This window comes from Paenibacillus kribbensis (assembly GCF_002240415.1).
GTDB lineage: Bacteria > Bacillota > Bacilli > Paenibacillales > Paenibacillaceae > Paenibacillus > Paenibacillus kribbensis.
This window is the reverse complement of sequence record NZ_CP020028.1, coordinates 1,206,597-1,221,560: the sequence shown is the minus strand read 5'-3', so window position 1 is coordinate 1,221,560 and position 14,964 is coordinate 1,206,597. Positions and strand designations below refer to the sequence as shown.

Annotated in this window: 13 protein-coding genes and 1 pseudogene; 8 read left to right on the top strand and 6 right to left on the bottom strand. The window is 42.1% G+C overall.

The annotated features are described in order from the left end of the window. Positions 1-341 precede the first annotated feature (341 nt). From B4V02_RS05635 to B4V02_RS05625, 3 genes are all read left to right on the top strand, one after another. Positions 342-689, top strand: coding sequence for a DUF5301 domain-containing protein (locus B4V02_RS05635; protein WP_094154053.1), 348 nt, complete (start codon positions 342-344; stop codon positions 687-689). A 292-nt stretch (positions 690-981) separates the two neighbouring features. Next, positions 982-2,085 carry a YrpD family protein gene (locus B4V02_RS05630; RefSeq protein ID WP_094154052.1) on the top strand — a complete coding sequence of 368 codons (1,104 nt, stop codon included), beginning with the start codon at positions 982-984 and terminating at the stop codon, positions 2,083-2,085. A 56-nt stretch (positions 2,086-2,141) separates the two neighbouring features. Further along, entirely contained in the window at positions 2,142-2,963 is an 822-nt protein-coding gene (locus B4V02_RS05625; protein ID WP_244188532.1) for a copper amine oxidase N-terminal domain-containing protein, read from the top strand. 178 nt (positions 2,964-3,141) lie between these two features. Here the strand turns inward: B4V02_RS05625 and B4V02_RS05620 are convergent, their stop codons facing one another. The 3 genes and pseudogenes from B4V02_RS05620 to B4V02_RS05610 form a co-directional block, all read right to left on the bottom strand. Further along, positions 3,142-3,336: a Rha family transcriptional regulator gene (locus tag B4V02_RS05620; protein ID WP_094154050.1), complete on the bottom strand. Its 195-nt coding sequence runs from the start codon at positions 3,334-3,336 to the stop codon at positions 3,142-3,144. 66 nt (positions 3,337-3,402) lie between these two features. After that, positions 3,403-3,564 (bottom strand): aspartyl-phosphate phosphatase Spo0E family protein, encoded by a 162-nt coding sequence (locus tag B4V02_RS05615; protein WP_094154049.1) that lies wholly within the window; start codon positions 3,562-3,564, stop codon positions 3,403-3,405. Positions 3,565-3,919: 355 nt separating this feature from the next. Then, a pseudogene (locus B4V02_RS05610) lies at positions 3,920-5,317 on the bottom strand (helix-turn-helix domain-containing protein). A 106-nt stretch (positions 5,318-5,423) separates the two neighbouring features. Between B4V02_RS05610 and B4V02_RS05605 the strand changes: the two are divergent. The 3 genes from B4V02_RS05605 (at position 5,424) to B4V02_RS05590 (ending at position 7,319) form a co-directional block, all read left to right on the top strand. Further along, positions 5,424-6,215, top strand: coding sequence for a hypothetical protein (locus tag B4V02_RS05605; protein WP_094154048.1), 792 nt, complete (start codon positions 5,424-5,426; stop codon positions 6,213-6,215). Positions 6,216-6,792: 577 nt separating this feature from the next. Then, positions 6,793-7,035 (top strand): (4Fe-4S)-binding protein, encoded by a 243-nt coding sequence (locus B4V02_RS05595; RefSeq protein WP_029390138.1) that lies wholly within the window; start codon positions 6,793-6,795, stop codon positions 7,033-7,035. Between the two features lie 2 nt (positions 7,036-7,037). Next, a complete protein-coding gene (locus tag B4V02_RS05590) occupies positions 7,038-7,319 on the top strand; it encodes a GNAT family N-acetyltransferase (RefSeq protein ID WP_007431778.1) in 282 nt (93 codons plus the stop codon). Positions 7,320-7,852: 533 nt separating this feature from the next. Here the strand turns inward: B4V02_RS05590 and helD are convergent. Both helD and B4V02_RS05575 read right to left on the bottom strand, forming a co-directional pair. Then, entirely contained in the window at positions 7,853-10,270 is a 2,418-nt protein-coding gene (gene helD / locus B4V02_RS05580) for an RNA polymerase recycling motor HelD (protein ID WP_094154047.1), read from the bottom strand. Between the two features lie 399 nt (positions 10,271-10,669). Next, positions 10,670-11,011, bottom strand: a complete 342-nt coding sequence (locus B4V02_RS05575) for a winged helix-turn-helix transcriptional regulator (RefSeq protein WP_094154046.1) — start codon at positions 11,009-11,011, stop codon at positions 10,670-10,672. A 106-nt stretch (positions 11,012-11,117) separates the two neighbouring features. Here B4V02_RS05575 and B4V02_RS05570 point away from each other — a divergent pair, with 106 nt between their 5' ends. Next, positions 11,118-12,032: an arginase family protein gene (locus B4V02_RS05570; RefSeq protein WP_094154045.1), complete on the top strand. Its 915-nt coding sequence runs from the start codon at positions 11,118-11,120 to the stop codon at positions 12,030-12,032. A 76-nt stretch (positions 12,033-12,108) separates the two neighbouring features. On the opposite strand, the gene B4V02_RS05565 is transcribed toward B4V02_RS05570, so the two are convergent. Continuing rightward, entirely contained in the window at positions 12,109-13,077 is a 969-nt protein-coding gene (locus tag B4V02_RS05565; RefSeq protein WP_094154044.1) for a LacI family DNA-binding transcriptional regulator, read from the bottom strand. 186 nt (positions 13,078-13,263) lie between these two features. On the opposite strand from B4V02_RS05565, the gene B4V02_RS05560 reads away from it, so the two are divergent. Next, positions 13,264-14,607 (top strand): 6-phospho-beta-glucosidase, encoded by a 1,344-nt coding sequence (locus B4V02_RS05560; RefSeq protein WP_094154043.1) that lies wholly within the window; start codon positions 13,264-13,266, stop codon positions 14,605-14,607. The last annotated feature ends 357 nt before the right edge of the window (positions 14,608-14,964 follow it).

The following is a 14,964-nucleotide window of genomic DNA, read 5'->3' as shown; positions in this document are numbered from 1 at the left end:
ATGTACGAAAAATACCAGAATAATCATAGGACCAGTATTATAACCGATTCGATTGTAGAACTGATTATACTTATGATCTCATTCGGAATTATCCTATTTTTATTTATCTCACAAGAAACATGGCGGCATAAGTCGCTTTTTCATCGGAGAATCCTCTTTCCTGATTTACAGCGGCATAACTTTTAAAGAGATCCTAAAAAAGGGCGGAATTGATTTTATAAGGAGGACTTTATGAAAATACAAAAAAATACGTTCTAAGTTTCATAATAATTTTTGTAGTAATAGTTGTTGCAGGAGTCATTTTTGCATCTAAAACGGCTATAACCTTTAAAGAGGCGGCTTTGGGGCAAGTAAATTTGGAAGAAATTGATACAATTGAGATCATTAAATCAGATGATAATCCTACAAACGAAAGAAAGATAACTGTGTCAGATCCTAAAGAAATTCATCAAATAATAAATGAATTTTCACAAATACAGCTAAAAAAATCCAATTCGAGTCCCCCCTCGTCCGACTCGTACTGGATCACTATAAGATCAAAACAAGAAAGAAAACTTGGATTAATCATTTTAGGAGAGAAAAATATAGTAATTTATAAATACAATTCAGCCAATCCTAAAAATAGCATTGTTTCATATGAAATTATTAGCGGGTATAATGGAAAATTAATACAAAATTTATTCAAATAAATTTTGGTTGAAGAAAATAAAACAATGACTATTAAAGAACCATCCACCGCTGGTAGAATGCACTCGAACCACTAACCTCGAAGCGTACTTCCATTCTCACAAAATGCCTTTCTTCCCTAAAGTTCGCTTTTTTTAATGGCTTAATATTGTTTTTGTAAAACGGTAAAACATATAGTCTTGATTTAATGTATAGTTTTGTACATAATAGATTTGTTATGTAAATGTAAAAAAAAGGATGTTAGTGGCTTTTATGTAATTTTGAATACAAAAAATTTAGGGAGATGAATGAACTTTGAAGTTCAAGAGTGTTTATTCATGGATTGTTGTAAGCATGCTTTCGTTATCGCTAACTTGTTCAGTAGGTGCAGAATCACTCCAAAATGAACAGTTAATCAATCCGTCGATGACTAAATCAGACAATGCTATTTTGAGCGATATCATCAACTCGCTGGACCCCGAAGACAGAGAAAACGTTACATACATAGATGAAACGGGCAAAGTGCTGGTAAATAAGGAAAGTTTAAGGCAGGAAGTTATTCCCCTGGAACCAGTGAGTCAGGTTACGTATAAGAACTCGAATTCATCCCTCACATCGGTAACTGATACTACGTATAAAAATAATAGGTATAAAGATTCAACGGGGCAGTTATATACTTTACCCGTGTTACAGCCTAAACCAGCGTGTATGGGAAATCACTCATTAACACCAATGGATTTTAGCACTAACTCCGCGAGCTTCCCTGAATGCCGAGACCTGAGAAACGGGCCGTATCGTTCGGTATGGTCACATGTAGGGTTTGCATGGGCTAGTACACGAGTTCATTTACCAAGTGCTAGAGAGATTCGTGATAATAATAATGGTTATAATGGAAGCACAGGATTTATCTATATGGGTGGTTGGAGTAACACCAATATGGCGGTTGATGTTGGTTTGCAGCATAGTACAATTTATAATGACTGGGCTCCTTTTATGCTCATTGAAGGTGTAAAGAAACCTTATACTTTTAAGCCACGCTTTGAGCCTGATCAGGAAGTACAAATGAAATTTTATGTTCCTTCTGACGGTAACATTGCCTTGACTGTAACAGGTTATGCAGACGGTGAAAAGATAAGTAGAAGCTATGTTGAGCCGGCCCCAGGTTGGACGGCTACTGGTAATGGTAACCTTATCAAAAGAACGACAAGTATAGGCCAGATACAAGATCGACAAGACTATAACGATGGTTCTTATATCAGAAAAGTTCGTTGGGCTACATCCTATATTGGTAAAGATTCTGAAGATAATATCCCTTGGCGAAACAGTCAAACCTATGATTATTGTTCTATGCCACGGAGTAAAGTCGTAGTTAATTACGTACATGGAGGAGAGGAAACAGATAGTATATTTTTAGATTGAATTTTGTGAGGGGCTGCTTCGCCCCTCTCTTTTAAGGAGGAGATTTTGTGGGAAAGATGTTGTTTAGGATTATACTTATAGGCGTATTGTTTTTTTGCTTTTCTCAACCCTATACAGGAAAAATGTCAGCTCAGAGTATAGCTCCAAGCACTCAATTTTTGAAGATTAACAATTACTATATCTTGTTCACAACTCCCAAAGCCCCTTATATTGATAAGAACAATCGCTATATGGTGCCTTTGAGATCCATTAATGATTTGTTGGGAGGACAAACTACTTTTGACCCTACTTCTAATACAGCCACGATTAAGTTTAAAACACACAAGGTTGAGTTTAAGATGAACTCTACCGAGATTGTTACTGACTCAATCCCGTCCGTAATGGATACCGTCCCGGTACTGTATAAAAATTCGATGTTTGTTCCTTTAGGGGTACTAACTAAGCAGTTAAATATACATCAGGAATGGGATCAGCAAAATAAACTGTATTCCCTCTCTGGGAAGGAATTATTGAAGACACCTATGATGGAGAATGTAGAAGATTTGGATCATTTTAAAGAACAGGTTGATAATGAAAATGCATTCCATTTGTTATCGTACAAATTGATTCTAGGAGAAAAGATTCATCTCTCAATCACAGCTAAGAACGTGACAGGGAAAAAGATTAGTGAGGGTATTGAAGACTTAAATACTACATTTATTTTTTCTGACAATAGCACGGCCGGGGAAAATAGAAATCGTAAAAGACCCAGTATAGATAAGGATGAAATTGTAACTCGCGAAGATGACATAGATTATGTGAAAACAATAGAGAATAATAAAATTATTAAACATGAGCTGGCGTATATTCTCTTTAAGGGCAGAACGCTAAAACCATAAACTCCTTGCAAGTAAAACTGTACTGTTTTACTTGCAAGGTCCACTCGACTTGGAGCTGACTCCAAGTCGTACAAAATGTACAAAATTCAATAGATGGAAGAACACAGATGAGTGGGGAGTTTTCATTTTCTATTAAAGAAACGTTCAGACAAAGCCGTTTCAAAAATAGCTAAATATATTATTCTTCAATTCCGAGTAATTCGGATACTTTTTTTCTATATCTTTTGGCCTTGCGTGTCCCATGAATGAGATTGGACAATCTCGAAGCCGGAATTTGATATGTAGTGCAAAACGTTTTCTGATCCATTCTTTTCTCGATCAGTTTTTGTTTGATCTCCCATCCAAAAGGGGTTACAGGATTTCGATGATTCAACCTCATGACCTCCACACCTGGTTTTTATAATCGTAGGATGTTGCAGTATGTAATACATTCATAAGCTTAAGATTCTGATTTGCATGTTTGGTAATGATTTAACAGTTCATCTAACTTCTTGGATTGTTCAATCACTTTAGGATGTGTTAAAAATCCATACTTTTTCTGGACTTGGTACAGTTTCCTCCTAGCTCGCTCGACACGAAGTAAAGTCACACCTTGATTCATCAGCGTGATCCCCTCCTCTATGTCATAATTTAGAATAAAAAGACGATTTTTGGATTGTAGAATGATGTTCCTATATAAGCTGAACTAAAAAGTTTCTTATCGTGCCACTACGCAGCCGGATGATGCTTCCCATCGCCACCGCCCCCGGATTTCTTGAATTAGACCCATGATTAGGGTAAAAATCCGGGGACAAAAGCGACCGCTTCGCTTGTACAGCACCATTCCGACTACTCCGTTTTTGTGTATCATTTTTCGAGTTTAGATTGTATGACAAACAAAGTGCTTCTGATCTCTCCAGAAGCACTCTGTTGATTTTCAATTTCTATAGACTATCCAGGTTATACAGTTGAGACGATCAATAATAGAAAAGTTTATATTTCTTCCCTTTTTTAACTAAAATTTCATATTTTGCATGAGCTTGAACATCTGCAAATTCTTTAAATTGCTCAAATAATCTTACGCACCTAATAAAGAAGGTTTCTTTATTAATGACTAATGATTTTGCTAAAACGTCAAGCAGGTAATTAAAGCCAAGTAAATACCTACCCCCATTTAAGTAATATTTAGCTAATTCATATTCAAAAAGTGTTGTATGTCCTGGTACTACTTGATAAGTGTACATATCAGCAGTTGGAGACTGTTCATAAAAAGAATTAATATCCGGTTCAAAACGTGATAAGACATCATCGATATCTAGCTGATATTTATTGGCCGCTATTATAACGTTCAACAGCTTTGAGAACTTTTCGTTTTCGTCAGTGATTGGTGTTGCTGTTATATATTCAACATAATTTGGGAGCACACTTGTATCTCCAGAATGAAGCTTATTCACATAGGTATTACCTTCTGCCCAATGTTGGTACAGGCTAACCCAATATTGAGTATCCTCGTCCGTCTCTATGACCCAATCTAAATCGGCGTAGGCGTATGTGAATTGTAATGCCTGCTCATAATCGCCTCGGGCTTCACAGACACTCGCACACAGTAGATCGGCATAGGTGATGTACACAAACATAGGACGACTCAACCTCTTATTAGGCTCCTCGCGCTTTTGCTTCCTCTGCTGATGTTTTATAGAGTATTGTATTTTCGCTTTATCTCTCATTTTTCGAGCCGTTTCATAAAGCATGTCCCATTCTTACAAAGAACGATATACGTTTGCCAAATCTTTTAACGCATCTAGCTGTTCTATCTCATCCAGACGTTCGAAAAAAGGTTCAAATCGGGTAGCTGCCTTGAGATTTCGATTCTGATCGTCCCCAACCTGAATCGTGAATATGCGATATTGACAAATGGCCAAACGTTCAGAGTGCTGGTACTTCTCTGCTTCCGCAACCCCCTCATAGAGCAACAACGCGGCAGCATGTCGACCTTGTGCGAATAATGTTTCTGCCGTATCAAACAGCTTCGGGGAATAGAGCAGGTTATCCATAATATTCCCTACTATACGCTGAATCGCTTCCAGCTTGTCCAGTTCCACACAGCGAAACAATACCGGTTCAATTCGCCGCCAATCCGAGGAACGTTCGATGATGTAATGTTCTATGTATCGGTCGTAAAAATAGCCCTCTGGTAATTCCATTGCCCGTGTGATTCGATCCAACTGATGTATAGCGACTGGACGATGCTTAAGAATCCAATTATTGAGTGTTCTTTGATGAACACCAGAATGTTCTGCAAATTGTGCCAGCGTTATATCATTTCGCTGCAAATAATCCTCCAGTTCCGCTAAAATCGTAGGTGTATGTTCCAAGGCATAACCACCCTTCATACAAATAATTCGAAATTTGTAATCCAAGCTCAATTTTCCTCCAAATATTAACATGCGTCAATAGTCTTTTTTCAAAGGAGCCTACTGTATGATTGAAAAACCTCTTTTTAAAGTGAATAGCAATTCACTCCATATTCCTCAAGTAAATCCGGATCAGGAAGAAGTATTGCAACAAGAAGTTTATTTCATCGAAAACAATAACGTATTGGTTAGAAGAATTTTGGAAAGCGGAGTGACTTTAAACGAATTTCCGTTTGAAAGTCAGGATGTCGAAGAAGTTATTTTATCCAACGTGGAAGTACAATTTGCATTGTGTCAGTTTTATACAATGTATGATACAGATGCGAGTAACCAGCCAAAGTATATTGGAGAGCTACACTATTTCAATAATGAAGCAGTTCAACTAAGTGATAAGATCATATTTAGACTGCTTTCTATCTTCGATTCCTTGCGGGTCGCTTATAAAAAAGGAAAGGCCCATGTTCAAATTACTTTATCAAGTGCGAGTACAATGGGGAAAATCTATAATGTCTATCAAGAATTGCATAAGGAAGATCGTTTAAACCCGTTTATTAAATTCTTTTTGGGCAAAGGGCAAAAAAACTCTTTACAAAACACGCTCCATGATACATTTCAATATCGACCGGATATTTCAGAACTCCATGAGTTGGAAACCAATCAGGAGGAACGCATTTTTATTGAATTTATTCAAAATCAGCTCATGCTGTCCCCTTATTTTGTATGTTATTGTGCGGGGTGGAGTGAAGAAGAAGTATTTGAAAGCAGAACAATGAAAAAACTAGCTAAGTATTTTCAAAATATTTTCTTTTTATCAGGGAAGAAGGGTTTCCAAACCGTGATGCTTATTATATGCAATTGATGTGGGTACTCTGAATGGGTATTTTAACTAAAAAGGGATTAAGCAAAGACGAAAGGTGTGCCGCTTCTGAAACAGAAACGATGCACCTTTATTTATTTTAATATACAGTAAAGGTAACCTGGGACAAGTGCGGGCATACTTACGAAGTTTGTAAAGGTATACAAAAAAGGATCGTCAGCATTTTTGCAACGGTCCATATTGTCAGTCCGCTAGTTGAAAACATCAGCTGATCACGTTGACTTATTAACGATTCCTCTTTATAATTCTGACATCGAGAGCCAAGGCGATCCCCAGTCGGTTGTCAAATTTAAAGAAAGCATTCGAAAAGCGGACGGTGTACTGATTGTCACCCTGCGCAGTCACAAGACCAGGTGAGACAGACACTGCTTGCCATGAATGCCTATACCGATGTCGGGTCCGAAGGTTCTCATCGGCAGCAATCACGAAAAACCGAATGAAACCACCGGAGAATTGGACGACGAATCAACGCTTCGCCATTTGGAAAGATTTCTGACAGCTTTCGAAGAATGAATCTTGGTCTTTAAACAAACTCATAAATGAAAGATGTGAAGGAATTATGACTAATCAGAAAGTATACTACGGTAAAGATATCGAGGTCATGTTTAATTCGGAGGTATGCATTCATTCCGGTATTTGCGTAAAAGGCCTCCCTGGTGTTTTTGATTTAAGCAAGCGTCCTTGGGTTAATCCCGATGCTGACACTATGGAGGCAATTGCCCGACATATTGACACCTGTCCAAGCGGAGCACTGACGTATAGACGTCTGGACGGTGAATATTCAACAAAGAAAGAGGGATGAACATGCATATTGTAGATCATGATACCGCTAATAAAAGATTTCTTATTCGAGATAACGACGGCATTGCTGCATTGATGACGTATGTAATCTCAAATCCGGAGCTTTACATTATTGATCACACTTTGGTCGAAAATGCTTACCGAGGACAAGGGCTTGGCGATAAGCTGGTCAAAGCTATGGTAGAATACGCGCGGGAAAACGGTATTAAGATTTTACCCTTATGCCCGTTTGCCAAGGGACGATTCGAACGTCTCCCCGAATACGCGGATGTTCTCCATAAATAATCACTAATAATATAATTATAACAATAATAAGAGAAGAGCCTGAGGGTACGAGATTTCTTCGTCCCTCTCAGGCTCTTCTCTTATCTGTCAATCGATTTGTAATCCAAGCTCAATCCCCCCAAAAATATTAACAATATGTGCATAACATGCCAGAACACTTACTGGGACATTCAAAGAACGCCCCTTCCCACTCGGATTATATATCGTATGTTTCCAAGTTTTGAGGTGGGCGTACAGTAAAAAATAGCCTTGGCCGACTAACGGCCAAGGCTATTTGCATACGAGCGAATCGGAGCCGATTCGTGATTAGTGACCTATCATCATCGCGGGGTCCGTATTATCCTCGCCAGCGGTTCCGTCTTCTTCCTGCTGCTTCGGTTTTACGCAGAAGGAGCGACAGTGCGATACCTGCGGTCACGATGGCATACGGACAGGAAGAACGTGTCGCCATAACCCGCGACGACGGCACTCAGTGGATTCGCGTCCGCTCCCGCGCTTGCGGCGTGGGAAGTGATTTGCGACGCCACGATCCGTCAATATGACGCTTTCTCGTACAAATTCGCAGGCAATGCCTGCACGAACGACGACCAATCGCCCGTCGTGTAAAGATGGAGCCGGTGCATAGCCCTCGTACACGCCGTATAAAGAAGCTTGCGTTCATTGTCCCGGCCGTAAGATTCAGACGAAGCATCATAGACCAAGACTGCATCGAACTCGACACCTTTGGCGAGATACACGGGAATGACCATCACTCCTTTTTCAAAGCCTGACGTCTCTTTCGTAATGAGCTGCAGAGCTTCGCCTCCATGAGTCCGTAACGATTCATAGGCCTCACGGCTTTCTGCTGCGGTCTTCGTAATGACGGCAATGGAATCGAAGCCCTCGGCCCTGAGCGCCGCAATGTCTGCCAGAATTTGCGCATCACGCTTCTCCCCGCCGTCCAGTCTCGTGAGAAGTGGTTTTGGGCCTCCTCTTTCAAACGGTACGATTTCTTCCCCGCCTGGAAGCATCGATTTCGTAAATTCAACAATCTCCCTGGTTGAACGATAACTGCGTACCAGGCGAACAAGACTTGTTTCGTCTTCCCCGAAAAGGCGGACAAGCGGCGAATCGGATGCGTCCAGACTTGTGGCCTGCATGAAGATTGCTTGCCCGAAATCGCCGAGCACCGTCATCCGGGCACGGGGGAACAGCTTTTTTAGATATTCATATTGAAACGGCGAATAATCCTGACCCTCATCAACGAAAACATACCGGATTTCTGTGTTCGTCCGGACGCCTTCGATCAGTTCTTTTACATACAAATACGGAGTCGCATCCTCGTAGAATAACTCGTTCCGGAGCAGCGCTTCCTTGGTTTGCCTGCATATTTCAGGCCACAGCAGGGGGATGACGGCCCCATTCGTTTTCTCCCGATAAGCGGCTTCGTCAACAAACAATTGGCCATATATGCCTTTGATATCTACAAACAAGAGCTTCTTCACGATTTTCCTTAGCGGTTTAAAGCTTTCTTTCACAATCCTGCGGCGGAGCAGATCTTCCTCCCTCCGTGCAAAATCAAAGTCGCCTTCATCTTCCCGTCGCTTGTTGTTCATTTTCTCGCGAACTACGGCGTATTGTTCCGCAACGTCGAATACTTCCTTCTCTTTGTGCAGCATTCCGAAGACTTCCGCGTACTGCTCGGTGTCGAGATAATTCAGCTCTTCCTCTACCCAAAGCGCGTCCCGTTCCATACGTTCCAGCGAGGCCAATTCATTCAGCAGCCATTCTTGCAAGAGAACGACACGATTGTACAACGGCAGTGAACGGTCATAACTGTAAAATTTCGCTCTCATTTGCTCCGCGGTAATCAAACCGCGGTCCCGGAACCGAATATCGTTGAATTGCATGCCTTCCCGTCCCAACCACATTCCATAGTTCTGCAGGGCTTGCAGGAAAGCCTCGGAAGCTTTATACTCGATCCCCTGAAGACGAGCCTCATATCCCGGCGCTCCTTGTGCGGTCAGTACGTATTCGATCTGATCAAAGGGATCCTCCGGCCGTAACGAGGAACCTAACCAATAGTCGAGATATTCTTGAAAAGTCGTCTGCTGCATATTCTCTTCACCGAGCTCCGGAAGGACGGTGGAGATATAACTGGCAAACATCGGATTCGGTGAGAAAAGAACGATCTGATCAGCTCTGATCGTCTGACGGTGTTTGTAGAGCAAGTACGCCACCCGCTGCAATGCCGCGGAAGTCTTACCGCTGCCGGCCGCCCCCTGTACGATAAGCATCCGGCTTTTGTCATTGCGGATGATGGCGTTTTGTTCCTTCTGAATAGTTGCTACGATACTCTTCATTTGCGAGTCTGCACCTTTGCCGAGCACTTGCTGCAGCAATTCGTCTCCGATCGTTTCACTCGCGTCAAACATGTTGCGGATTTGCCCGTTTTGAATCTGAAATTGCCGTTTGAGCTCCATCGTCCCTTCGATTCGTCCGCCCGGCGTGACATAAGACGCTCGGCCGGGGGAATAGTCGTAGTACAGGCTTGCGATTGGCGTACGCCAGTCATAGATCAGAAAGCTCAATCCGTCTTCGTCGACGAAGGAAGATACGCCGATATAGATCTGCTCGCTGAGGTCCAGCCCATCCTCCTGAAAGTCGATGCGTCCGAAATAAGGAGACGGGAGGAGACGGTTCATGCTTTTCAGTTGCTGCGTCAACAGCTTGTGGCCGCGCTCCCGTTCGGCCAAGACCGCCGACTGCTGATTAATCGTGTAGAAGGTCTCTTCGAAATCTTCATGCGTGCTTGTGTTGATCGTAACATCTTCCCAAAACCGCTTGCGGATGTCCGCAGCCTGATCACGCAGTCCGGCAACCTCCGGCTCCAGTTCAGCGATTCTCGCCTGCAGCTTGTTCCTGACTCGTTCCAGCCGCTCCTGTTCCTGCTGCCAATCCTTCGTTTCCATCTCTCCTTGAACACACTCCTTTTTCCGTTTTCTGGGATGAAAAAGAGCATTGACAAATCAAAGTTCCAGATGTACAATTAAAGTAGGAATAAAAATGGATACAATTTTCACTTTAATTTGTCAATGGCGCTATCGATTATATCATAGCGTTAATTTGTGTTCAATTTATTTTTTTATTGTTACCCCCGGCAGTGCTGAACACTGACCCGGATTGTGGACTGTTTAAACAAACCACCGCGAAGTAACTCCCGTTAGTTCAATAAAAAAGACGCTCCCGCGCCTTGGCTTGGACTACATCCTCCTCATTATATTCCATTTCCAATTATTAATTGAAATACATCCGCGAGTAGCATGTATTGCTTTGAAAAGAGCATTGTCCTAATCTAAGCACTACTGGATTTAATTATTTTGGTTTTTGGTTCCCCACTCACATAGCCCTTCCAAAACAGGTAATAGTGTCTCCGCTTTATGTGTGAGACTGTACTCGACTTTAGGAGGAATTTGAGGATACTCTTTCCGATTCACCAGACCATCCGCTTCCAATTCTTTTAGCTGTGAACTCAATGTTTTATAAGTAATAGCTCCTATCTGCCTTTTCAGATCATTAAAGCGAACCGTTTGGTTTTCTGCCAGGAGGTAAATAATAACCATTTTCCATTTACCACCAATAACTGATACGGTATAACCAAAAGGTGTATCTTGAATATTTTTAACTTTACCTTTAAATTCAGCCATACTCATATTTACACTATCCTTTCGGGTAGTACCTTTCAATAAAGTGCGTACTACGTTTTTATTTGTGTTCAGTTTATACTAGCCTTACTTTTGAAGTAAAGGAGAGAATAACATGACTAAAAAAACGATACGCCTGTTAATGCCACAATGGCAAGGGGGATACAATCCTAACTACTCTTTTGGAGCTGAACTACTTGCTTGGCTAGCTCCGGACAATGATCAACCCCTTATTCATGTTCCAGTGCAAGCTTATGATGGAACTCCGCTGGAAAACGAGAACGGTATGAATGGGAGAAAACAGCTGCTTGAACAATTAGAGGCTGCTCAGCATATCATTGATGCTCATAAGCCAGATCGCATTGTAATGTTTGGTGGTGACTGCTTGGTCGAGCAAGCCCCTTTTGCCTATTTAAACGAACGATACGGTGGGGAATTAGGTTTAATTTGGATCGATGCTCACAGTGATTTAGTTAGATATGTGGGCTATGATAACGGACATACATTACCGCTCGGAAATCTGTTGGGAGAAGGTGATGAGGAGTTCGCAAAACATGTGAAGATCCCTCTAAAACCTGAAAATGTCTTTATCGCAGGATTAGCTACTCCTACAGAGCAAGAAATAGAAGTGATTTCAGAAGCGTTTCAAAGACTAGGTATAGCTCCTGCAGAACCAGATACAGAAGTGATTCAAAGACTAGGGATTAGAACTGCAGGAACCCAAGAGCTAACGAACAGTACTGAATCTATAAAAGAGTGGATTAAAGAAAGTGGCATTAAGCACCTGGCGATTCACCTTGATTTAGATGTACTTGACCCAAAAGCATTTCGTTCTTTATTATTCGCCAACCCTGAAGCACCTTATCATTACTCTCCTGCGGGAACCATGCAAATGCCTCAACTACTTAATCTGATTAAAGAACTATCTGAAGAAACAGATGTAGTTGGATTAGGTATAACAGAGCATATGCCATGGGATTCTATTAACTTGAAGAAGCTGCTTGGAGAGATACCTATTTTAAATAAGTAAATTGGCTATAAAGTAAAATCCACACCCCGAATCTTGGAGGAATATATCATGCGTCTAAAATTCGGGGGCGGTTCACTTAAGTGGTCGCTCGCTCAACTAATTTGAACTCCAAAGGATGTAGTGCTTCATTCAGTCCCTCAAGGGCATTCCAAATCATGATGAACGCATTTTCTGCCTGTTTGTCAATCGGGTAATGAATGGTTGTTAAATCAAGCAAATGCGAAATTTCGGTATTATCAAAGCCCATCACAGCAACATCACTCGGGACAGAAACACCAAGCCTGCGTGCTTCGGTCAAAAGCCCTGCAGCCAAGTAATCGGTAGAGCAAGCAAAGGCATCCGGTTTGTTGGGTTGTTCTCCCCACCAGTGAGCAATTTGTTCACCCGCTTCTATGGAATTCAAGTCATAAAAATGCGAGAAGGCATCAGCGTCCAGATCATATTTTTTGCAAAAATCATGATAGGCCCGGATGCGCTCCTTCGTATTCAGTCCCCTCATATTCCCATATACATTCACAATACTGCGATATCCTCTGGCATATAGATGCTCCAGCGCAAGCATGTACCCCTGATACTGATCCATAAATACGGACGGAATCGTCTCAATATTCACACGCTGCCATGTCACAATCGGGCCATACTTGGTGTAGTGCTCAATCACACTCCACTCATTGACACGAATCATGCAAACCAAAGCATCCAGTTGCTTTCTCCGCAGCATTTCCAGTGCCTCAAGCTCCCGTTCCTTCTCTCCATTCGTAATAAACAGCGCTATATTAAAGCCATGCTCCTGAGCATACGTTGTAAAGCCACGCACAAATACACTCAAAGAATCATTAAAAGAAATTGAAATAATCCCGATGAGCTTGGTCATGCCCTTTTTTAATGAAACCGCATTTAAATTAGGAACATAATCCAGTCGGTCGATGACCTCCTGCACACGCTGTCTTGTCGGTTCACTTACGTACGGATGGTTATTAATGACACGGGACACCGTAGCCGAGGATACACCCGCGAGCTTTGCAATTTCATGAATATTCGCCACATTTCTCACCTCGTTCTTTCTATTTTAGCATGTTCGTGTTGAGCATGTTCGTGGTCCTGCCCTATAATTATCACCTTCCCCAAATAAGTTTTTTAAAAACGCTTGACCTGTAATGCATTACAGGGATTACAGTGAAATTGAGCTTAAGAAAGCGGTTTAAAAAAACATACTCAGGAGGCACTAACCATGAAAAAAGGCATAAAGATTGCAACCATTGGCGGAGGCTCCAGCTATACACCAGAATTAGTAGAAGGCTTCATCAAACGCTATGCAGAGCTTCCCATTCGGGAATTGTGGCTGGTAGACATTGAAGCAGGACGCGAAAAGCTGGAGATCGTAGGGGCAATGGCCAAACGGATGGTGAAGGCCGCAGGCATTGATTGCGAAGTACATTTGACGCTGGATCGTCGGGAAGCCTTGAAGGATGCCGATTTTGTAACGACACAGTTTCGGGTAGGCCTGCTCGAAGCCCGGATTAAAGATGAAAGTATTCCGTTAAAACACGGTATGATCGGTCAGGAAACCAATGGCGCCGGCGGGATGTTCAAAGCCTTTCGTACCATTCCCGTTATCCTTAGTATCGTCGAAGATATGAAGGAGCTGTGTCCAAATGCGTGGCTGATTAATTTCACCAATCCTGCTGGTATGGTCACCGAAGCGGTGCTTCGTTATGGTCAATGGGACAAAGTCATCGGATTATGTAATGTTCCAATTGGCGCAATCAAGAGTGCAGCAGCCGTGCTGGACAAATCGGAAGAAGAGCTGTTCTTCAAATTTGCAGGCATTAACCACCTTCACTGGCACAGAATTTTTGACAAAACAGGGGCCGAATTAACGGAGCAAGTCATCGAAGGACTGTACGCGCCCGGCGCAAAACCGGAGAAGGTCGTTGAAAATATCAGAAACATGCGCTTCCTGTATGATCAGGTTCGTCAATTGAAAATGCTGCCTTGTCCTTACCATCGGTATTACTACATGACGGATAACATGCTCAAGGAAGAATTAGAGGAAGCCAAAAACGAAGGAACTCGGGGACAAGTCGTCAAACGTCTCGAAGAGAGTCTGTTTGAACTGTATAAAGATCCGAATCTGGATTACAAACCAGAGGAACTATCCAAACGTGGCGGTGCGCATTACAGCGATGCAGCCTGTGAAATTATTAATTCGATCTATAATAACAAAGGCACGCTGATGGTGGTGAGCACACGGAATAACGGAGCGATTGATGATGTCCCTTATGATAGCGCAATCGAAATTACCAGCGTGATTCGCGCACATGGTGCGGAGCCTGTAAACTTTGGCAAATTCCCGCCAGCACAACGCGGCTTGCTGCAAGTGATGAAGGCGATGGAAGAGCTGACGATTGAAGCAGCCGTCACTGGCGACTACGCAACCGCATTGCAAGCCTTTACCCTGAATCCGCTCGTTCCAAGCGGTGACATTGCCCAAACCGTGCTGGATGAATTGCTGGAAGCACATAAAGAGCATTTGCCGCAGTTCTTTGCCGATAAGGCGAAGGCTACGGTGTAAATCTATAAAAGAAGCTGACTATGCTGGACGTACGGAAAAACGGTCGTCTCCCTGCGATTTTGATGGGGTCACGGCCGCTTTTTTGTTATCCATGTCGGATTAAATAATTATGAATTAAAAAGGCTCAAAACCAAAATCAGTGCTTGACGGAATCATTAAAGGTTAAAAATGGAAAATCATCTGCAAGCTGTAGATTATTTCGATTACATAGCTCCCATATTAGAGGCTTTTAATCCCAAGTCTTTCTCGAATCTGTGTATAGCTCTACTGTTCTTGAATACGTAAACGAACAGCCTCTTTCTCTGTTTCCTCGTCATATTTATTAAACTTTGTGGCATAAAAAAAACCCTCCGGCCA

Bases quoted from the DNA above. Each gene is read 5' to 3' on its own strand.
- B4V02_RS05625 (WP_244188532.1), top strand. From the start codon at position 2,142: ATGTTGTTTAGGATTATACTTATAGGCGTATTGTTTTTTTGCTTTTCT.
- B4V02_RS05615 (WP_094154049.1), bottom strand. From the start codon at position 3,564: ATGAATCAAGGTGTGACTTTACTTCGTGTCGAGCGAGCTAGGAGGAAA.
- B4V02_RS05605 (WP_094154048.1), top strand. From the start codon at position 5,424: ATGATTGAAAAACCTCTTTTTAAAGTGAATAGCAATTCACTCCATATT.
- B4V02_RS05595 (WP_029390138.1), top strand. From the start codon at position 6,793: ATGACTAATCAGAAAGTATACTACGGTAAAGATATCGAGGTCATGTTT.
- B4V02_RS05590 (WP_007431778.1), top strand. From the start codon at position 7,038: ATGCATATTGTAGATCATGATACCGCTAATAAAAGATTTCTTATTCGA.
- helD (WP_094154047.1), bottom strand. From the start codon at position 10,270: ATGGAAACGAAGGATTGGCAGCAGGAACAGGAGCGGCTGGAACGAGTC.
- B4V02_RS05575 (WP_094154046.1), bottom strand. From the start codon at position 11,011: ATGAGTATGGCTGAATTTAAAGGTAAAGTTAAAAATATTCAAGATACA.
- B4V02_RS05570 (WP_094154045.1), top strand. From the start codon at position 11,118: ATGACTAAAAAAACGATACGCCTGTTAATGCCACAATGGCAAGGGGGA.
- B4V02_RS05560 (WP_094154043.1), top strand. From the start codon at position 13,264: ATGAAAAAAGGCATAAAGATTGCAACCATTGGCGGAGGCTCCAGCTAT.